The following is a 20,187-nucleotide window of genomic DNA, read 5'->3' as shown; positions in this document are numbered from 1 at the left end:
CAGAATTTATTGCGTTCGGACCGCGTCGTCCGGCGCATCCCGCCAGAGCGCCTCGTAACGGGCGACCATGGTGGCCAGAGAAAAGTTATCCTCTATGCGGCGCCGCGCGTTATCCTGCCTGTGCTGCCATAAAGCGGCATCCGCCATTGTCTCGACGGCGCGGGCCGTGGCCGCCGCCAGAGCGTCGGCATCGCGCGGGGGAACGATCCAGCCGGTCTCACCAACGATCAAGGCCGCATCACCCACATCGGTGACGACGCAGGGCGTGCCGCAGGCCATGGCCTCGGCCACCACATTGGGGAAGGCTTCGCTGCTGGAGGAAAGGATATGGAGATCGAGCGCATTCATCACCGCCGGAACGTCATCGCGCCGGCCGGCGACGATGACACGGCCGGAAAGCCCATGATGGGCGATGGTGCTCACAAGCTCGGCGTTATCCGCCGTGCAGCCGGTACCAACTAGGAGCAGGCGGATATCCCGCCGGTCAGCCGCGAGCCGCGAGAGGGCGGCAAGAAGATTGGAGTGATCCTTTTCCTTGTTCCAGCGGCCGACGAGGCCAAGCAAGACGGTATCGGGACCGACTCCTATTCCCCGCCGCAAGGCGTCGCGTGTCGCGGCATCGGGCCGGAAGCGCGCAATATCATAGCCATTGGGGATGACGGTGAACTTGCGCGCATCATATCCCTCAGCGATATGGACGGTACGGGCGCGCTCCGCGCAGGCGACGATTCCGGTGGGCACGAAACGGGAGAGACGTGCGCAGAGGCGGGACACCAAGCGGGTGCCCCTTCCATATGCACCGGGGGTGAGGTCGGCATGCCGGATATTCCAGAAAACCTTTCGGCATCCGGTCAGCCTCGCCACTAACCCGCCAACAAGATTGGCATGATACATCCAGGTCTGTACGACGTGGGGACGCTCCCTCCGCAGAATGGAAAACAGTTTGCGAAGGCCGCCAAAAGTGAGACGCCCGCGCGGCATATTCAGGTAATGTACCTTTACGCCGCACCTTTCCAAAAGAGGGCCATATTTGCCTTTGCCAGAGAGCGAGATCACCACATGATTCTGGGGATCATGAAAAGCGACAAGCCTAAACAGAACTGCTTCGGCCCCGCCATCGCTGAGGCTGGTAATGATATGGACGAAGGGCTGACTCATGGCGCTTATACTGGCCAAACTTCGATACGAGGAGCTACTATTTGGCGCAAGATAGGACCCTTTGATATACTCTTTTAAGTGGGCAGCTATAGGAGAAACGGCGTTCAAGAATATGACGGAATCCATTCAGACCGTCCAATGCCAGCCCTCATTAACATATCCTAACGTCACGGACTGAGCGCCGCATGCACAATTCTCTGAGATACGGAAGTCATAAAGTTGACCATCGACAGCCCGCTCATACTATATTTGTCTGTTTACTAGCAGCATTATTATACGCATTGCCAATTTCTTCTATTCCCTACTACTCCATGAAAGATCATGCGAACTACGTTGGGCACGTTCTAAATGGCATGCAAATTCTAGGCGCCTATTCTGGGTTAAATATTCTTCTTCTACCTTTTCAAGAGCCACTATGGTTTGCTGCCGTGAGCCTTCTTGGACGCATTTTAAGTCCTGAGGCAACGATTCAAGCAATGAGTATTGTTCCTGCATTCATAACGGCAGCACTAGTCGCCAAGGCTCAACCGAGAAACTATATTGCGATTCTACTTATCCTTACCTTTCCTCTTGTACTGAAAAACAATACAGCACAAATTCGCCAAGGCGTTGCAATTATGTTTTTCCTTGCTGGGCTCTTATCAGAAAGGCGCCAGATCAAGATCGTGCTAATGGGGTTAGCTCCACTCATACATGTTGGATTCTACATTATCGGCGCAGTCTGGATAGTCACATGGGCTATTTCAAGGATGCGCCTCTCCTCGGAACTGAAAGTGGCATCAATTGCAACAATATGCTGCTTAATAACCATAACCATTCCGCTAATGGCGGTTCTTACGGAAGCTAGGCAAGGCAACGAATATCAAGCTATAGACCCTCAGGGGTCTGGCCTCGCCGCGATATTCTGGGCAGGAATACTCGCTATATTTATCTCAGGCGGAAGGGAATATATAAACAATAACTTATTTTCCATAGCTCTACTCGTAAGTTACCTTGCCTTATATATCTTTTCGCCCCTAGCGGGCAGGATCTGGGAGGCAGGTGTCCTTTTCGTTCTTCTTTCGGGATTTCGCTTACCTGGATGGCAAAAAGGGACTTTCGTGCTAGCTATTGCCGCTTACTCTCTTCTGCTATACGCCCGCGCCTGGGGCCTACCTTGGCCAGGTTATGGGCTAGCATAGTGCCAGAATTTCAAGATGTCTTAACTACTCACAGACACACCTAGATTAAGTCCCAAGACAGAAGCATACTTTTCCATAATTCGCCCCTTCCGGAAGTCCTCCACTCGTTGGCGTACATTGGGCAACAGTTCGTCGGCTAGCGCCGCCTGCAATGCAGCAGCTAGGCCTAAGCTGTCCCTCACCGGAACTAGCCTGCCCCATTTGCCGCCCTCGAGGATTTCGGACGGACCGTTACGACAGTCGGTACTGACAATAGGGGTGCCACAGGCCATGGCTTCAATAAGAGCGTTTGGAAAGCCCTCCCACGCGGAGGATAGGACGAAAAGGCGCGAGGCCCGCATCCACACATATGGGTTAGCGGAAAAACCAGGCATCAAAACACGCTCCGCAATCCCGAGGCTCCTGGACAACGTTTCCAACTCCTCGCGCAGTTCGCCTTCACCAATTATGACCAGGTAAAGCTCTGTTCTGTCCTTTATGAGGGCGAATGCGTGAAGAAGCGTGGGGACATCCTTTGCTGCAGTGAGGCGCCCTGCAGACAATATGAAACCACGATTCCTAATATTCTCATCAACGATCAGGGGTTCTCTGGAGAGAGCCTGCACCCGCTCAAGGTCGACAGGATTATGGATAGTAACGACATTGGAATTTTTGGCGATAGCGCGAATATCGTCTGATACGCCTTGCGAAATGCCCACGACACTATCGGCTGAATTATAAGCCCACTTATAGAGAAGCAGATTCAAATAACCCGGAATTCCAGGAAAATCAGTTTTATCGACCTTGCTGGCTTCACGCAGGACGAGCCGCGCGTCGGAGCGCGTCAGCCTGTGGGCAATCGTGGCTGCGACATTGGCATGTCGCAGCGTGGACAGAAGTGCTTTTGGTCTTTCTTTCCGCAGGTATTGCATAAGCGGGAGAATGCTTTTCAGGATGCGGGGGGACTTCAGATCGACTATGCGGACCGCGCTTGAAACCTGTTCAACATAAGGCCCCTCTGCCATTGCAGCCACCAAATCGACGGAAATTCCGCGCTCAGCGAAGCCATTGGCGAGCGTCACCATTACGCGTTCAGCGCCCCCGCCGCGCAGGGAGGGCAAGAAAAGCGAAATGTCGGTCAACCTAGCCAAGAAGCTCTCCTGCAAATGAACTTTGTGTAAGTAAGTCCTCAATCATAAATATTTCAGGACGGACAGGCTGATCATGCCAATTAAGATCCGAGTCCCACCAACCGGGGCAACCATAATATGCCGGCGCAGTGAAGGCATAACTGATCTCCACTATTTTCCAACCTGAAACGTCCCTTACAAAATCGAAGGCGCAAGCCTGCGCTGAGAGTGCGCTGGTGGTCTGAAACGCGAGGGCAACACAATCTAGCGGTATTTCCGCGCGGTCATACTTGAGGACACCACTGCCCGACGCCCGAAAATCCCCCTCGCGCACCATACGGCGAATGCCGAAGGCGCGCTTACCAATGACAACGACGCGGATATCGCTGTCATTCTGCGGCACAAAGTCCTGAAAATAAACGTAGTTGCGCTCTATGGGCAGATTGCGATCTTTCTCGTGGGGCACGAACGTACGAACAATTCCTCTGCCAATATCTACAAAGCCGCGCAGGTTCGGTGTTTTGCGGAAATGCCACAGACGCTCTCTTAACGCGTGCAAGCGGACCGGCTTCCACCCCCGACCGAACGAGCGGGCGACGATCTTTCGCGCCGCCGCGAGAGTGTGCACCAGCCGTACATTCTGCGAACCTGCTCCACTGCGCAGCTTCCACACCAGCGGAAACTTTGCCTGTTGCAACCACGCCAAAGCGGTGTCGCTATCATAGAAGACATGGGTTGGAATGAGTGGCGCGCCAATCGCCTCAAGCAGATATTTCTGACCCAGCTTGTCATCGTAGTGCCAAGACGTTGGCGTGTCTGGAAAGACACGCACCCCCATTGTCTCAACAGAAGCGATCAATTGGCGGGCCGATAACGCAGCGCGATAGTCATTATGCCTCCAATGCCAAAGCAGCGCTGTGCATCCGCGCAGCTGCTCCATGATATTGCTCGCAAAGCAATCGACTTCGCGGAAGGGAATGCCGTTTTTTCTACAATAGGCAACCCAGGAATTGGCAAAGCCACCCGACTTAACGTGAATTGCAAGCATCATTATTTCTCAACTCATTTAAATCTGTTTGGGTAAGGCCCTGGCCCTAATCGCAACTGACGCCATCAGCAGCAGTGCAGAGACTGCCCCAGCCAAGCTGAAAAGCGCGATTGTCCAGAGGTCATCGACCAGAACATAAGCGCCGACATAAAGCGCGATGATCTTGAGGATCAGTGCAATCACCCCCTGAGCCAAGAAGACTCTCTGCATGCCCATGACCGAGGTGGCCCCAAGAGAGGGGCGATTGGCGAGCATGAGGAAAAGCCAGAGCGATAAAAGACTGGCATACACACCCGCCCGATACCAATCTTCACCGAAAACAAAGGCAAAAAGCCATGGGCTTGCCAGCGCAATTGCGCCAAAGAGCGGCAATCCGATCGCCGCGAGTGCGCTCCAGGCCCTGAGCAGGAGTGGCAAAAGCGGACGCGAGGCGAGCGCCTCGGCGTTGAGCCGGGGATAAAAGACGCTGGCGACGCTCTGGCCGATCAGTTCGACCGGGAGATAAAGCACCGTCCGGGCAAGGGCAAAAAATCCAGCTTCTGTCGGACCAAAGGCGGCAGCGAGAACCAGCACGGGCAGCGCATTAGAAAAAGCGCTCAACACCGATTCCGGCGCGCGGAATAGAGGGAAATCCTTGTGTTCGCGCGCCTGGGTCCTTATGGCATCCCAGGTGTGTCCCGGACGGGGTGCAGCCTGCCTCGCGTGTCGCCCGCTCCACGTTTGCATTGCAGCGTGCAGCCCGATACCGACCGTAGTTACCGCGACCAGCATGGTGGCCGTGGCGCTGATCATGCCCAGACCAACGCGCGCAGCGTTGACGAGGAACGCCTGGACCATTGCGATGCGCGCGAGCGCGGTGAACCGTTCCTTGCGGATCAACCATTGCTGCGAAGACTGTTGCCATGCTGACGCCAGCACAACCAGCGGCAGCAGCCAGAGAAAAGGCGCCATGGCACCATCACCGAGCACGCTGGCCAGCGGATCAAACAGCAACAGCAAGACAAGCGCCAGCAGCGCCGCGATGCAGCACGCGACGAGGATAGAGAGGCGCATCAATGCCCGGGCGTCGCTATCTGTGCGCGGCAGTACGATAGCGATCGGATAGGCCAGAGCCGACAGCGGCGCGGCAATCGATACAAGCGAGAGGAATATGCCCTGCACACCAAAGGCTTCAGGACCGTAGATCCGGGTTATTACCGGCGCGAAGGTCATGGTAATCGCCTGAGCCGCGGCAGTTCCGCCTGCCACGGCCAGGACATTGCGCACGAAAGGACGTCGCGAGAGCGCACCGATAGCGTTGCGCAAAGCCCTCACACGTGTGCCGTGTGGCCGTGATAGTTCAGATACCACTCGACGAAGCGGCGGACGCCTTCGGTGACCGGGGTGGCGGGGCGGTAGGCGACGGCGGCTTCGAGCGCTGTGGTGTCCGAATAGGTGTCGGGCACGTCGCCGGGCTGGAGGGGCAAGAGGTTCTTGATCGCCTTTTTGCCCAGCGCCTCTTCAATGGCCTCGATATAGGCAGAGAGCTTAACCGGAGAGGAATTGCCAATGTTGAACAGGCGATAGGGAGCGTTGGAGGTGGCGGGGTTGGGGGTTGCGCTGTCCCAGGTCGGGTCGGGCCGGGCTATGGCGTCCGACGTGCGGATCACGCCTTCGGCGATGTCGTCGACATAGGTGAAGTCGCGCGTGTGGTTGCCGTGGTTGAACACGTCGATCGGCTCGCCGGCGAGAATGTTGCGCGTGAACTTGAACAGCGCCATGTCGGGCCGGCCCCATGGACCATAGACGGTGAAGAAGCGCAGGCCGGTGGTCGGCAGGCCGAACAGGTGTGAATAGGAATGGGCCATCAGCTCGTTGGCGCGCTTGGTCGCGGCGTAAAATTGCAAGGGGTGGTCGACACCGTAACGCTCGGAAAAGGGCATTTTCGTGTTGGCGCCGTAGACCGACGAGGTCGAGGCATAGGTGAGATGGCCGACCGTGTGGTGGCGGCAGGCTTCGATGATGTTGGTGAAGCCCACGATGTTGGACTGCACATAGGCGTGGGGATTTTCGATGGAGTAGCGCACGCCGGCCTGGGCGGCGAGGTGGATGACGCGATCGAACTTGTGTGTCTTGAAGGCGGCGTTGACCGCTTCGGCATCGGCAAGATCGGCCTCGATGAAGGTGTAGTCGGCGCCCTGGCGGAGGCCCTGTTCGGCGAGGATCTCGAGGCGTCTGCGTTTCAGGGCCGGGTCATAATAGTCATTGACGATATCGAAGCCGACGACGCTATCGCCGCGCGCGATGAGGCGCTGGGCGACGTGAAAGCCGATGAAACCCGCGTTGCCGGTGACAAGAATTTTCATGGGTGAATGGCTATCCCTATCGGTTCATAGGCGCAGGTCGCTCTCGTCGGCGCCCAGCACATATTTGAGATCGTAAAGCACATGGCCGGGTTTGCCCAGCGCGCGGATGGCAGAAGCGCCCATGGCCCGGAACTCGTCATGGGCGACGGCAAGGACGATGGCGTCATAGGCGCCGGGCTCGGCCTCGGCAACCGGGCGGATGCCGTATTCGGCCTCGGCGGCCTCGGCGTCGACCCAGGGGTCGAGCACGTCGACACGGGCGTTGTAGTCGGAGAGTTCGCGCACGATGTCGATAACGCGGGTGTTGCGCACGTCGGGGCAGTTCTCCTTGAAGGCGAAGCCCATGACGAGAATGCGGGCGCCGTCAACATGCAGGCGTTCCTTGAGCATCTTCTTGACCAGCTGCGAAACAACATAGCCGCCCATGCCGTCGTTGAGCCGGCGGCCGGCGAGGATGACTTCAGGGTGATAGCCGACCGTCTGGGCCTTCTGCGTCAGATAATAGGGGTCAACGCCGATGCAGTGTCCGCCGACGAGGCCGGGGCGAAACGGCAGGAAGTTCCACTTGGTGCCGGCCGTTTCGAGAACCGCCTGGGTATCGATTTCGAGCCGGTTGAAGATGATGGCTAGCTCATTGACTAGGGCGATGTTGAGGTCGCGCTGGGTATTTTCAATGACCTTGGCGGCTTCGGCGACCTTAATCGAGGGCGCGAGATGGGTGCCGGCGGTGATAATTTCAGCATAAAGCCGATCAACAAGGATTCCGACTTCGGGCGTAGAGCCCGAGGTCACCTTTTTTATATCTGGTAATCGATGCGATTTATCGCCCGGGTTGATCCGCTCGGGACTATAGCCGACGAAAAAATCCTGATTGAAGGTAAGGCCGGAAACTCGCTCCAAAACCGGGACACAGTCGTCTTCAGTTGCGCCAGGGTAAACTGTTGATTCATAAACCACCAAATCGCCCGGTTTCAGGACCTTTCCGATAGTCTCACTTGCATTAAGTAAGGAGGCTAAATCCGGACGTTTAGTTTGGTCGATGGGCGTGGGAACCGTAACTATGAACACTTTAGCTGCAGATAAATCTTCGGCGTCGCAAGAGTATCGTAAATTGCGCGCACTTCTGAGGTCATCGTCTGCGACTTCAAGCGTCAAATCCTTTCCAGCTCTCAGTTGCTCGATGCGGTGCGAATTGAGGTCGAAACCAATTACTTTACGCTTTTTGCCGAACTCAACAGCTAGTGGAAGCCCCACATAGCCAAGGCCGATGACCGCAATTGTCGCGTCTTCCAGGGTCTGAGGAGCGGCTGGGGATGCAATTGCCATTTTGAGTTTTTCTCGCGTGTGTACATCAGAATATCAAAGCAGAAATGAGTATTGCTAAGATCCTGCAAGTTAATAAATTGGCCAGGATAAAACGTGTTTCATCGCTGCGCTTTTCACCCTTGACGATGTTGTGCCCTCAAGGGGTGCACCGCGCTTGATCTGCCGGCACATGACGCGAAAGCCGATAAAACCGGCGCTGCCTGTAACGAGGACTTTCACGAGAACTTCTCGACTGCTTCGGGGCGGGCAAAGGCTGGGGTGCGACCGATGCTGTAATAATTCCAGCCGTCTGCCCGCAGACGGTCCGGGGCGTAGATGTTGCGGCCATCGAAGATCAGGCGCGCCGCCATGCGGGCGGCCATCTGGTCAAAATCGGGAGCGCGAAATTGCTGCCATTCGGTACAGATGGCAAGCGCATCGGCTCCGGTCAGCGCGGAGTATTGATCGGCAGCCAGCGCCAACCCAGCGCGATCACCATAGAGGAGGCGGGTTTCATCCATGGCCACCGGATCATAGGCGGTGATGGTGGCGCCTGCCGAAAGAAGGGCCTCGATCAGCACCCGCGAGGGCGCTTCGCGCATGTCGTCGGTGTTGGGTTTGAAGGCGAGGCCCCAAAGGGCGATCCGCTTGCCGGCGAGCTTGTCTTCCCCGCCAAAATGGGCGGCGATCTTGTCAAACAGCGTCGTTTTCTGGCGGTTGTTGACCGCTTCGACGGCTGCGATCAGGGGTGCATCATAGCCGATCTCGGTGGCGGTACGGCCCAGGGCCTGCACATCCTTGGGAAAGCACGAGCCGCCATAGCCCAGGCCCGGATAGATGAAGTGATAGCCGATGCGCGGATCAGAGCCGATGCCGCGGCGCACCTCTTCGATATCGGCCCCAAGCCGCTCGGCAAGGTTGGCGATCTCGTTGATGAAGCTGATCTTAGTGGCGAGCATGGCGTTGGCGGCGTATTTGGTCAGTTCGGCCGAGCGGACGTCCATATAATGGGTGCGATCGTGATTGCGGTTGAAGGGCTCATAGAGCTCCTTCATCACCGCGCGGGCCCGATCGGTCGCCGCGCCAATGATGATGCGGTCGGGCTTGAGGAAATCATTGACCGCCGCGCCTTCCTTGAGGAATTCGGGATTGGAAACCACGTCGAACCCGTGACCCGCGCCGCGCTCAGCGAGGACCTCATTGAGTTTGGCACGGACCTTGTCGCTGGTGCCGACAGGGACGGTGGATTTGACGACCACTACTTTGTGATCGTTCATGGCAGCGGCGATGGATTGGGCGACGGCGAGCACATATTGCAGATCGGCCGCGCCGTTTTGGTCAGGCGGGGTGCCAACGGCGATGAACTGCACCTGGGCATGGGCGACGCCGCGGGCCACGTCCGTGGAAAACTCCAGATTGCCGGCCGCCACGGTGCGCTCAACCACCGCTTCGAGACCCGGCTCGTAAATCGTGATCTCGCCCTGCTCCAGCCGTGCAATCTTTTCGGCATCAATATCGACGCACACCACATGATGCCCGACATCCGCCAGACAGGCGCCCGTGACGAGGCCGACATAGCCCGTGCCGAAAATGGTGAGTTTCATTAGTGAGCGCTCTTTGTGTATTCGCAGATCATATAGCCCATCATTCATCCGGGATGAAGCCACGGAGGTCTTCCTGATGGCAATATTGTCCTAAGTTCGGCGAGATCTGGTCCATTTTGGTGGCCGCTTTGCTGTAAAGGCTAAACAATGCCCGGGGTTGCTTTCGAAGGATGGGGGCATCGTGCGCGTCGTCAGCCAGCCCATGAACTTCTCAGATGAGGCTTTCGGATCGCTCTCTCGTCCCAATTAGATATCAGCGCTCTTGTTCAGCCCCGCCAATCACCCTCAGGCGCGGTTTCACCATATCTGCCACCGCGTTGACGCCGGCGCGCAGAGGGCCATCGAGGAGGTGGGCATAGCGTTGGGTGGTCCGGTATTGGGTGTGACCCAACAGCTTGCCGATCATTTCTAGCGAAGCGCCACCGCTGACCAGCAGCGAGGCAAAGGTGTGGCGCAGATCGTGGATGCGGACATCGGGCAGGTCCGCATCCTTCTGAATATTTCGCCAGAACCGTTTCAAATCCTGAACCGGCTGGTCCTTGTCGGCGGCGTCGCCGGGAAAGAGCCAGGCGCAATCCATACCCACCGCTGTGCGGCGCAATCGCACAATAGCAGCGACCTCTTTGGAAATCGGCAGGCGATGGATGCGGCGCTGCTTGGTGGTCGCTGCGGGTTTGGACCAGGATAAAAGGTCCAGGTTGAACTGCTCGAAACGCGCGCAGCGCACTTCGCCCAACCGAGCACCAGTCAAAAGGCATAGCCTGATGATGGTTGCCCCGCGCTGGTCTTCAACTGCGGCCAGGGCCTCCGCGAGTCGGCTGATTTCATCAGGCGAGAGGAACCGCTCGCGTTCGATCTCGATGCGCTTGCGGAAACTGGTGGCCGGGTTGTCGTCGCGCATTTTCCATTGAACCGCGAGGGTGAACATTTTCCGCAAGACCTCGCCGACGCGATTGGCGCGGATAGGTGTCGGTTTGGGCTTGGCCAGCGGCTTACTGCGCTTGCGCTTCGGATTTGCCTTGTGCGGGCGTGCACGGCCCTGGGCAATTCTGGTCAGCAGCTTTTCTACGTCGGCTGGGGTGATGTCCTCGACCAGCCGGCTTTTCCACTCCGGCTCGATCCTGTTGCGCAGCATGGATGTCTGGTCGGCCGCATTTCGTGGCGCGAGGCGAGGCAGGTGCTCCTCGATATAGCGGTCGATCAAATCCGAAATGCGGGGCGCCTCGCGGACTTGCTGCCGCTCGTCCATAGGGTCGGCACCCATGTCAATTGCGCGACGTAGTTCCTTGGCGCGTTCCCGGGCGGCCACAACGCTCCAGTCTGGCCACCGCCCGATGACAATGCGCCGCTGCCGACCGCTCACGCGATAAGAGAGGTTGAATGCCTTGGTGCCGGATGGATAGATCACCAGTGCGAAGGCAAGCACTTCATTATCAAAAATCTGATAGTCGCCCGAGCGCGGTTCAGCTGCGCGCACCAGTTTTTCGGTCAGGCGGGTTCGCGACGTCATGCCCTACCTCCTCCCGTCGTCCCCTCGGGACCATTGACCCATTCCCCCGACGGAAAAGCAAGGGCGGCCCGGAAACATCGATTGGCACCTCGCTAGCGGTTGGGCCGGGTGCAAAATTCGCGTGGACGCCGCGCGTAAACTCAACGCCACCTCAACAGCCATACGCCGTTTCAACCCTATTTCACGCCATCCGATGCAGTTGAGTGCGGTCGGATGCGGAGATGAATGATAAATGATATCAAGAGCTTGTCGGGTAAGTTCTTGAATTTTATAGATTTTCAAAAAACCACCGGGCTAGGCTCATAACCTGAAGGTCGTAGGTTCAAATCCTACTCCCGCGGCATTGCCCGTCGGAAACAAACGGGATGGGGCCGTAGCGCACACACGTCGCCCACTAAGGTGGATCAGGAAGCGGTAATGAGACTTGGTTGTCGGCTTTTTGTTGGTCAGAATGTGTGGGACCGTGAGCAGGTCAGACCATGTACTCACGCGGCGGGACGCCCCGAGAGCGATGGTAGTGAGCCGGTCATTGCGCTCGATACAGGCTTTGACGTGGTGGGGTAGGGTTGCCACACCGTCCGCTTTGCAGAATCTCCATGTTCGAGTCGGGCAATCAATTGCTAAAAGGTGTCCTTCGGGACGCCTTTTGCTTACTTGGAGCACTCGCTGGTCTCGTGTAGGCATTGTGTAAGCATGCGAGCACGATTGCAGGGTAGTTTGGCCGCGCCAATGAACTCCGATTTCGTCTGATGGCTCCCTCTCAGGCCCCGGGTACGGGCCGGGCGCTACGGCGGCGCCCGAAACCCCGGCTGATGACAACAGGAACCGCGGTCAATGCTACGCTGACCCGGCACGCCGTGATGATCGTCAATGGAACACCCGTAATCCAGCGCGTCGAGCCCGTACGGAGCCGGATCCCCAAGATAGGAGGACCGAAGATGGTCCTCGTGATCGTGCTGGCCGTGCTCCTGATCGGCATGCTGTGTGCATTCGCCTCTATTGAGCACCAACAAACGCTTGTGAGTTCTAGCATCGAGTCGCGTATCCGCCATGCAGTGTAGAATTTGGCGGAGCCGAAAGCGCTGAAAATATCGGCATCAATACATTATAATCAAAGGCCATTCTTCCGGTTCCTCGACAGGAGCTTAAATCTCGAGCGATCGACTGCATTGACTAGCCAATCTCAGTGTGGGCTAATCTTAAAACAGCATCGAAACATCTTTTAAGGTGACGGGGAAAGGGAGGTCCTGGGATGCGGTCTGAATCGGTACACGAGAGCGCACGACGCGAAGATCTGGTCGATCATCTCTATGCGGCATTGCTCGGCGAATCTTCCTGGAATGTATTTTTTGATCAATTGCTGGATCGAAAGGGCGATGGCTGGGCCGTTCTTGTCTCTCACGATGCCCGCGACGGCGAGGGTATGTTCGGGCACTATTATGGCTGCGATGAAGTCCTGGTCTCCGATTACGAAGACTATTTCGCGGCGATCAATCCCTGGGCTCCCAATTGCGTCGCCAAGGATGAGGGCCAGGCAGTGATCGGTGACGATCTGCTGCGGCGGGACCGTTTCGTCCAATCCGAGTTCTTTAACGATTTCCTGTTGCCCTATGATACGCGGGATGGCGCGGGGCTCACGATCGTCAAGAATGCTTCGCGTTCCGTCATGTTGAGCGTCCTGACCGCCGACGAGGATCAGGAACACGTTCAAACCTTGTCGGATCGGCTGGCGTTTCTTTATCCGCATCTGCGTCGGGCGGCGGATTATTATCGTCGCCGGGAGGGCCAGGAACTGTCTGGTTTCGGCGAACAGTTGTTCGAAGCCATCGATGTTGGCGTTGTGGTGCTCGGCGAGGGCATGCGTCCGAAAACCATCTCCAATACCGCAGCTGCTTTGATAGACCGCCATCCGGAGCTGGCGCTCCTGGCCACGGGCCGTCTCCACATTGCCGGTGAGGAAGCGCGGCTCGCAGCAACAAAAATGCTTCAGCACGGCTATAGGGGCGAGAAGTCCCGCAGCTTTCGGGTCGGCGCCCTCAAGCTCACGCTCACCCGCATCGAAAAAGACCGATTGTCCTGGTATTTCGCCGGTCCTACTGTCGTCGTCTTGATCGAGCCGCTCGGCGGCGCGGGGCGCCGGTTCGATCCGGAGGGTTTCGCGCTTCGATACGATTTGACGCCCGCCGAACTTCGGGCCCTCATTGGCATCGCTGGCGGAAAATCCTACTCGCAGATCGCATTGGAAGCCGGCGTCTCGGTGGAAACTGTGCGAACGCAGGTCAAGCACCTCTATCTCAAGCTGGGCGTGAATAGTCAGTCGGCCTTGCTGCGGCTGATCCATGCGCCGGTGCAATTGGGATAGGCGAGCGCGTGGAGCCATCACCCCGGCGGGGGATTTTTCTGGGACGAAATAAGCCAGGATCGGCGTGGGCTCCGCCACCGCGCCGACACGAGGGCTCAACCTGGCGCTGGTTGAGGTGAGAAAGTGGTGTTCCGATGAATATGCGAGCCGTTCTTTGTGCATCTCTTCTGGCGCTTACTGTTGGATCATCCGGGCAGGCCGGGCAACTCGCCACCCCTATCACCATCGATGAAAACAGCATGGTGGAATGGGGTTTTCAGGGCGGCGCAACGCTCTACCAGTATGGCGATTTCAGCTTCTCCGCGGCGCGCGCTGCGGAGAACGCGCTAGAATTGCGGATCCTCAAGAACGGTTTGCTGTTCAGCCAGGAGATATTCGAAACCAGTTATGGGGCAGGCATCGGCATCTATGCGATGGCTCTTGGCGCCCCGGTGCTGGTCATCGCGACATATTCGGGGGGCGCGCATTGCTGCACGGATTTCAATCTGCTGCCCTTGGCTTCCCCGCCCGTCTGGATGAGTGCCGGCGGATTTGAAGGCGATGTCTTCGAGCTCGATGACGTCGATGGCGATGGAGTTTTCGAAATTGCCCGGCCGGACCCGCGCTTCGGTCATGCCGAAGGCGCTATGGCCGAGATGTGGGCGCCGCCGCTTATCCTCGGTATGCGGGATGGCCGGTTGAGCGATGTCACCCCGGACCCACGCTACCGAAACCATCTTTTGGAGGCCGCAATAACCATAGCGGACGATTGCGGCGGCGACGGGGGATGGCACAGGCAAGCATGCGTGGCCTGGGGCGCGATTGCCTATCGGCTCGGTACGCTGGATGAGGTCCTGCCACAAATCTCGGCCCGCATGGAGGCGGCGCCGGCGGATGCCGGCCTGGCCGGGGCAGAGATCGACACCATCGAAAATGAAATCAACGAGACGATACGCGCGCTGCAGCTAACTGGCCCAGGTGCGCCCGCGCCCCCCAGTCCACTGCAAACGGACCGCTAGCCTGGCCTCAGGCCGGCGCGAACTGAACGGCATCAATCGCCGCCGCCCTGATAGCCGGCGATCTGCCAGCCCTGCTCGGTTTGGTCGAAACAGATGCGGTGGTCGAGCCAGTTCTCGACCTGCGCATCCATCAGATAGCCGCGCGCGCCGGTTGGCAAGGCCACCTCATACCAGAAGGAATCGTCTTCTTCCTGCAGGAATGTCCAGCCGGCGATCTGTGCTGCTTCGTTCTCTAGCTGCGCGATAACGGGCGCGGCTGCATCGGGAATATTCCGAACGTCCTGACGGTTCCGGACGTAAATCCAGTCGATGTCATATTGGCTCTCGGTCGCTCGAGCGACCGTCTCGGCCAAGACCGGATCGATAAAGGCCGGGTCGGCGCGCGTGCAATACACCCCCGCGCGTTCGGGGTGCGCCATGAACGTGTTTTCCCGCAGGAGCCGATCGAGATCGTTCCAACGTTTGGCGACGAACGATCTCGAGGTCTTGGTCGCATCGAGTGAGAGCGCCGCCTTGAAGTTGTCCAGAGCCAATGCAGCCTGCTCGAAGCCGCCGCCATAATCTCGTTCCCAGAAAAAGTCCCGGGCCAGGAACGGCTCCAGACGTTGGGCATCGCGGCCCGTAGCAATGTCGGCCAGTTCGGACGTAAACCCGGTCAGCCCTGGCGGTGGCGGTGGAGAAACGAATTCGAGCAATATCCGCTCATAGGGTGCGACGCTTGCGCCAAACGCCTCATTCTCGTTGGCATCACTATCGGCAATAGCCCCATTGGATGCGGCCAGGACGGCACCCGATAGGGCGATTGCGCTCAGCCATCGACGATCAAAAGACGACATTTCATTCCCCTTCCATGAATGTCCCGTTTGCGTGGGCAGTATTGTCGGTGACATCCCGCAGTTCCGGCCCTCGCAGTGCATAGACCAGAACGGGAATCGGCTCCGGCCGTGTCCGTCTCCCAGCCGCCAGATAGTCGCTGTCGAGGCCGACGAGTTCGGCATAACCGTCTCCGTCGACATCCATGATCCTGTAATGCAGGTCGGCATATTGATAGGGCGCCTCGATCCGCTCCCAGCCGCTCGCGATCTTGGAAAAAATGGTGGTCTCAAAACAGCAAATCGCGCCGCCGCCCTGATTGCGCGTCATCACGATCTGGGGCTTTTCGGTGCCGGGATCGAGCCGGGCAAACGCCACCCATACCGACCCGCTGACGGTTTCGCTGTCGCTGAAGACAGCCGAAATCGCGGGCATGTGCTCGTCGAATATCTGGATGACCGGCACGACATTTTCGGCCAGGCGCTGAGAAGGGAGATGGTCGATATAGATGACAACGCCGTCCTGTTCGACCCGCAACGACTCGTCACGATTCACCGACTGGTACGGCATGTCCGGATGCCCTTTGGCGAAGAAGAAATACTGGGCGTCACCGTGCCATTGCAAAGCTACAAAATCAGCAGGTAATGGATCGCCCCTGGCTGTCGTGCAGAAAAATGACAGAACAAGGATAGCCACGACATTTCTTGGCAGCAGCAAATTGTTCAAAAGCACGTGAATATGGGATATAAATACCTGCAATTTATATCCTACTTCCTAGTTATATCTCGCAAGCAATCTCTAATAATTTGATTGAACGTGGGGTATTGGCTGGATGGGTGAGCAAATCCGATATATGTATCTCTATCGCAAGTGTATTCAAATCCGTTATTTATGACCGGAATATTTGTATTATTCAGAGACACGTCGTAATCGCAGTGGTTGCGCACGTGAATTTTTCCCGGGTGGTGGCTCAACTCCTCCACTTCAACACAATCTGGTTTTGAAAGCTCGCCCCCACTCGAACTCTGAGCAGAATAAACATTCTGCGATTCCCAGATTTGCTGCTGCACTTGCATGGCCCACTGTCTTTCCGCTTCCGCCAGCCGCTCGCTTTCGAGACGAGCCTGAACCTCACCGAGGCTGGCCAGCCTCTGCTGTTGCAATAGCCCATCTTCATATTCTGACGCCTGCCGCAATGGCTCCTCGTCCTCGATGATCGCCAAGCTCGCGCCTTGTCCGCCAGTGACGCTCCCCGCGCTTATGGCGGACTGGATTTGCGTCTGCGACAGGGGCGTCGTCAGCGTGCCGTTGGCACGCGCATAGGCGAGGTCGGTCAAATATTGGGCGTTCGCACCGACGACGGCGCTCTCGCCGCCAAAGGGCAGATGCACTTGCAGCGCAGCGGCCCGCTCCGCCTGGTCCAGCGGAGCGTTCAACTCGTAAGCGATCTGCGCCTGGGTCGGCCGGCGGTCATAGGGCGATGAAGCATTCGGCCCCGCCCCTTCCGTGCTCATGCCCAGCGCGGCGTTCAGCGCATTCTCGAGCTGGTTGAGCGAATCCATGCGGATGCGATTGGCTGCGGCGCCGCCGATCGCCGAAAATTCATTCGACAGATGCAGGGCGCCTATCGGCAATCCCACGGGAATGCCGCCAGCGGCTGCTGCGCCAAGACCCCCCGCAACCGCGCCTATCTGAACATCGATCGCCGCCGCCATTGGATTGCCTTGCGCACGCTCGAGTTCGGCGGCTTCTCTCTGGCGCGCCGCCTCCGCCCGCTTTTCATCGGCCTGTCGGCGTCTTTCCTCCGCCTCTTCCTGCTGGTGAAGTCTCACGCGGGCCACGCACGCGTCACGCGCCAGTCTTTTCTGTGCCTCCAGTTCGCATAACTGATTGTCCAACGGTAAGCAGGATTGGGCGTTTGAACGGCCGCACTGCGAAACCGGTCCCCATGGTTCGCCGGGCACTCGCCTCATAATACATATGTGCAGTTGCTCTCTTACGGACGATAACCTGCTGCTGAACTGCGCAGTCTCGGCGTTACAATCTTCAATACGGGTTGGATTATTCGGATTTGCCAATGCGGGCGTGGTGCCTGCGAGGCCAGTGGCAACAATTACCATAGCAAGGATGCGCAGCGGCAGAGACCGGCATGAAAGATGCTGCGGACTGTCGCTTGAAACGCCTAATTCAAACATTCTTGCGACCTTTCCTTGGTCTTGGAATCCGGCCTAGGCCGGCCTGACGGCGACGCGGCTTACTCGATGATATGCGTTGGTATTTGGGTCGGGGTCTGGTGCCACCGGAATTCTCCAAAAAGTTCTATAACCCCATCAATATTCATCCCCAAAGCTGTGAAAGGAAAATCGAGAATATAACCGTTTCCAAGTATAATTTCGCCATTCAACAAGGGGCATGTGAATGCGCGATCTATCGGGCGGAGGTCAGATAGAATTTCGTCGTCATTATGCACTTTGCAGGCTTGGTCGGGGCTGCCCTCGATTGCATAGGAGAACTGATAAATGTGGGCCCCGTCTCGCTCGAACGAGTACCCGCTATAGCCTGCGGGCTGCATCGCCGGCGCCCCATCTACCGCCACCCTTCTGAACTCGCCGGCCCGGTCTCCTTCCACGCCATAGCCCAATTCGGAATGGCCATCGCGCCATGGTGCGGCCTTCTTGCCTCGTCTGATGGCCTCGATGCCCCGGTCCACCAAGCTCTGTTCCAGGTTTTCCATATAGGCCAGCAATGCCGCGTGGGTTTTTTCGCCCGGAATTCCATCGATGGCGGCGTCATAGAAACCGGCGGCCTGGAGCTTTTGCTGGACCTGCCTCCAGCCATTGCGGTCGGCAGGCATGCCGAAAGGCAGATCGTATTCAAGCGGCGGCAGGAATTCGGGGGCGGATGTGCCATATTCCAGCCTGAAGTCTTCCAATTGTTGCAAGAGGTCCTGGCGCAGATTCTCCAGAAATTCATCTCCCTCGCGCAGGAGTTCTTCCGCTTCCGGGGTTAGCGGTTCGGGACCGCCGGTGACAATGCCGCCCTGCGCCGCGGCCCCGGAGACCAAATGTGCCCCCGCCGCAATGACGAGCACCGGCAGCAGGAGGGGACGCATGAATTGCAGAACTGATGCTGCGAACATTGTCGTTATTGTCCTCCCGGTCGCGGTATCTGGAACGGAGAGGAGCGATTTGTAAGGGTGAGGACGCTGTCTTCGCCCGAGCCGAAATCGAGCGACAACCAGGTTGAATCGTAACTGCTGGTATTGGTCAGCGTCACCACGCCGTTCAGCAATGGGCAGCGGAACATGCGGCTGCGCGTGTCCGGGTCGTCATTGGTGACAATGCAGTGTTGCGGCCCGCCATCGAGGGCAAATTTGAAGCTGTAGCGGGGCTCGCCGCCATCCGGGTAATAGATATATCCGGTATATCCAGCGGGTATTCTGCGGTCAGTCCCGTCGACAATGGCGATTTTATATTCGCCTTTGCTATCGCCGACCTCGCCATACCCGAAATAAGCCCCGGGCACCGGCTGGCTATCCGCATTATCGGCCCGGATCATTGCCTCCATGGCGCGATCGGCAAGAATTTGCTCAAGGGGTTCCAGATAGGAAAGCAGGGCGGAATAGGTATTCGGCCCCGGAAAATCGTCGACAATTTCGAGCAACCCCTCGGACTCAAGCACCGTTTGCACGATCCACCAGCCGGTCTGGTTGTCCGCAATGGCATAGGGCAGGTAATATTCGAATTCAGGCAGAAATTCCGGGGATGACAGGCGGTCGGAACTCCGCCCGGCATCCGCGCCCGGCTCCAACGCAGGATCGATGATGAGCGGATCATAATTCATGCGCTCCGCTACAGATCGATAAAGCCGGAGGCGCTCTGCCGGAAAGTCGCCATCGAACAAATCGGTCCGCAGCCTGCCGAGCAATTCGACGACCTTTTGGTGATCTGGCTCCAAGCCGCCGCCTTCGCCGACCAATGCGGCCAGCACCACATCGAATTTATCTTGTCCTACGGTCCGGTTCCGCTCGCTGGCCAGACCATCGGCACCGTCCCGCTTCAGTTCCGACACCAGCAGACTCAGGATCTCTTCATCGCCTGCCAGCGCTGCAAGCATCACAGCCGACCAGCCATTGACGGCAGAGGCTCCAAGGCTGGCGCCATTAGCCAAGGCGAAATTAATGCCCTCGAGGTCACCATGCTCGACAGCCAGCAGCAGCAGACGATCGGCTTGAGCCTGATCGAGGGTCAGCACCGGCGCAGTCCGTCCGGAATCAAAGCCCTCGGCGCCGATAAGCTCGGCGAGGGTTTCGGCGCTGTGGCCGTCATGGCCCAGCACGTCAAGTTTGACGCCGCGCTCGCGGAAGAGCAGCGCATTCTCCAGATTTCCCGCTGCCAGGGCGGCCATTACCAGAGTGTAACCCATAGCGTTGCGCGCCTGGACATCACCTCCCAGCCCGATCAGGAGATCGATGGTTGTTTCCTGCGCTTCTTCCGCCGCAAGGAACATCAAACGCCGGCCGTCATCGCCAAGAAGGGCGAGATTGAGCCCTACTTTCGAGAACGCCTCCAGGTGCTCCGCGTCATTTCGCAGAATAGCCGATTGGAGTTGGCCCACCATCGTCTGCGCCACCGGGTCCGCCACAGGCTGCGCGACGCCCTGCGAAGGATATAGCGCTGCGGTGGAAGCGCCCATCAGAATGGCAATGGCGCGAAGCAGTGCCAGCATCCTGGCTCTCCGCAGGACTATGAGCC

The 20,187-nt window shown here is 57.9% G+C and carries 17 protein-coding genes and 1 tRNA gene; 5 read left to right on the top strand and 13 right to left on the bottom strand.

Annotation, left to right across the window (positions count from 1 at the left end):
• Positions 1-6 precede the first annotated feature (6 nt).
• A complete protein-coding gene (locus tag O9Z70_RS13375; protein ID WP_286019940.1) occupies positions 7-1,284 on the bottom strand; it encodes a glycosyltransferase family 4 protein in 1,278 nt (425 codons plus the stop codon).
• Positions 1,285-1,343: 59 nt separating this feature from the next.
• Here O9Z70_RS13375 and O9Z70_RS13370 point away from each other — a divergent pair, with 59 nt between their 5' ends.
• Complete coding sequence (locus O9Z70_RS13370) at positions 1,344-2,339, top strand: EpsG family protein (protein WP_286019939.1); 996 nt, start codon at positions 1,344-1,346, stop codon at positions 2,337-2,339.
• Positions 2,340-2,359: 20 nt separating this feature from the next.
• Here O9Z70_RS13370 and O9Z70_RS13365 read toward each other — a convergent pair whose 3' ends face one another.
• The 7 genes from O9Z70_RS13365 to O9Z70_RS13335 all read right to left on the bottom strand — a co-directional run bounded on the left by O9Z70_RS13365 (position 2,360) and on the right by O9Z70_RS13335 (position 11,260).
• On the bottom strand, positions 2,360-3,469 hold the full coding sequence (locus O9Z70_RS13365) for a glycosyltransferase (protein ID WP_286019938.1): 1,110 nt from the start codon (positions 3,467-3,469) through the stop codon (positions 2,360-2,362).
• The gene (locus O9Z70_RS13360; protein WP_286019937.1) at positions 3,462-4,499 is read right to left on the bottom strand and encodes an ATP-grasp domain-containing protein; all 1,038 of its coding nucleotides are present in this window, start codon (positions 4,497-4,499) and stop codon (positions 3,462-3,464) included. Before O9Z70_RS13360 ends, O9Z70_RS13365 begins: the two co-directional genes overlap by 8 nt.
• A 15-nt stretch (positions 4,500-4,514) precedes the next feature.
• Positions 4,515-5,708 carry a lipopolysaccharide biosynthesis protein gene (locus O9Z70_RS13355; RefSeq protein WP_286019936.1) on the bottom strand — a complete coding sequence of 398 codons (1,194 nt, stop codon included), beginning with the start codon at positions 5,706-5,708 and terminating at the stop codon, positions 4,515-4,517.
• Between the two features lie 98 nt (positions 5,709-5,806).
• Positions 5,807-6,841 (bottom strand): NAD-dependent epimerase, encoded by a 1,035-nt coding sequence (locus O9Z70_RS13350; RefSeq protein ID WP_286019935.1) that lies wholly within the window; start codon positions 6,839-6,841, stop codon positions 5,807-5,809.
• Positions 6,842-6,865: 24 nt separating this feature from the next.
• On the bottom strand, positions 6,866-8,167 hold the full coding sequence (tviB, locus tag O9Z70_RS13345; RefSeq protein WP_286019934.1) for a Vi polysaccharide biosynthesis UDP-N-acetylglucosamine C-6 dehydrogenase TviB: 1,302 nt from the start codon (positions 8,165-8,167) through the stop codon (positions 6,866-6,868).
• 215 nt (positions 8,168-8,382) lie between these two features.
• On the bottom strand, positions 8,383-9,750 hold the full coding sequence (locus tag O9Z70_RS13340) for a UDP-glucose dehydrogenase family protein (protein ID WP_286019933.1): 1,368 nt from the start codon (positions 9,748-9,750) through the stop codon (positions 8,383-8,385).
• Positions 9,751-10,003: 253 nt separating this feature from the next.
• On the bottom strand, positions 10,004-11,260 hold the full coding sequence (locus O9Z70_RS13335; protein WP_286019932.1) for a tyrosine-type recombinase/integrase: 1,257 nt from the start codon (positions 11,258-11,260) through the stop codon (positions 10,004-10,006).
• Positions 11,261-11,475: 215 nt separating this feature from the next.
• Here O9Z70_RS13335 and O9Z70_RS13330 point away from each other — a divergent pair.
• The 4 genes from O9Z70_RS13330 (at position 11,476) to O9Z70_RS13315 (ending at position 14,620) form a co-directional block, all read left to right on the top strand.
• Positions 11,476-11,600, top strand: a tRNA-OTHER gene (locus O9Z70_RS13330).
• Between the two features lie 598 nt (positions 11,601-12,198).
• Complete coding sequence (locus O9Z70_RS13325) at positions 12,199-12,321, top strand: hypothetical protein (RefSeq protein WP_286019931.1); 123 nt, start codon at positions 12,199-12,201, stop codon at positions 12,319-12,321.
• 191 nt (positions 12,322-12,512) lie between these two features.
• Complete coding sequence (locus O9Z70_RS13320) at positions 12,513-13,622, top strand: helix-turn-helix transcriptional regulator (RefSeq protein WP_286019930.1); 1,110 nt, start codon at positions 12,513-12,515, stop codon at positions 13,620-13,622.
• 134 nt (positions 13,623-13,756) lie between these two features.
• Positions 13,757-14,620: a hypothetical protein gene (locus O9Z70_RS13315; protein ID WP_286019929.1), complete on the top strand. Its 864-nt coding sequence runs from the start codon at positions 13,757-13,759 to the stop codon at positions 14,618-14,620.
• Positions 14,621-14,652: 32 nt separating this feature from the next.
• Here the strand turns inward: O9Z70_RS13315 and O9Z70_RS13310 are convergent, their stop codons facing one another.
• From O9Z70_RS13310 to O9Z70_RS13290, 5 genes are read right to left on the bottom strand one after another with little or no spacing between them, the layout of a single operon-like run.
• The gene (locus tag O9Z70_RS13310) at positions 14,653-15,456 is read right to left on the bottom strand and encodes a hypothetical protein (RefSeq protein WP_286019928.1); all 804 of its coding nucleotides are present in this window, start codon (positions 15,454-15,456) and stop codon (positions 14,653-14,655) included.
• A 1-nt stretch (position 15,457) separates the two neighbouring features.
• Positions 15,458-16,192, bottom strand: a complete 735-nt coding sequence (locus O9Z70_RS13305; protein ID WP_286019927.1) for a hypothetical protein — start codon at positions 16,190-16,192, stop codon at positions 15,458-15,460.
• Between the two features lie 8 nt (positions 16,193-16,200).
• Positions 16,201-17,628 carry a hypothetical protein gene (locus tag O9Z70_RS13300; RefSeq protein WP_286019926.1) on the bottom strand — a complete coding sequence of 476 codons (1,428 nt, stop codon included), beginning with the start codon at positions 17,626-17,628 and terminating at the stop codon, positions 16,201-16,203.
• Positions 17,629-17,687: 59 nt separating this feature from the next.
• On the bottom strand, positions 17,688-18,572 hold the full coding sequence (locus tag O9Z70_RS13295; protein WP_286019925.1) for a peptidoglycan-binding domain-containing protein: 885 nt from the start codon (positions 18,570-18,572) through the stop codon (positions 17,688-17,690).
• Positions 18,573-18,577: 5 nt separating this feature from the next.
• Positions 18,578-20,161 carry an ankyrin repeat domain-containing protein gene (locus O9Z70_RS13290; RefSeq protein WP_286019924.1) on the bottom strand — a complete coding sequence of 528 codons (1,584 nt, stop codon included), beginning with the start codon at positions 20,159-20,161 and terminating at the stop codon, positions 18,578-18,580.
• Positions 20,162-20,187 lie beyond the last annotated feature (26 nt).

This window comes from Devosia sp. YIM 151766 (genome assembly GCF_030285925.1).
In the GTDB taxonomy this organism is placed as follows: Bacteria; Pseudomonadota; Alphaproteobacteria; order Rhizobiales; family Devosiaceae; genus Devosia.
This window is presented reverse-complemented; position numbering and strand designations above follow the sequence as displayed.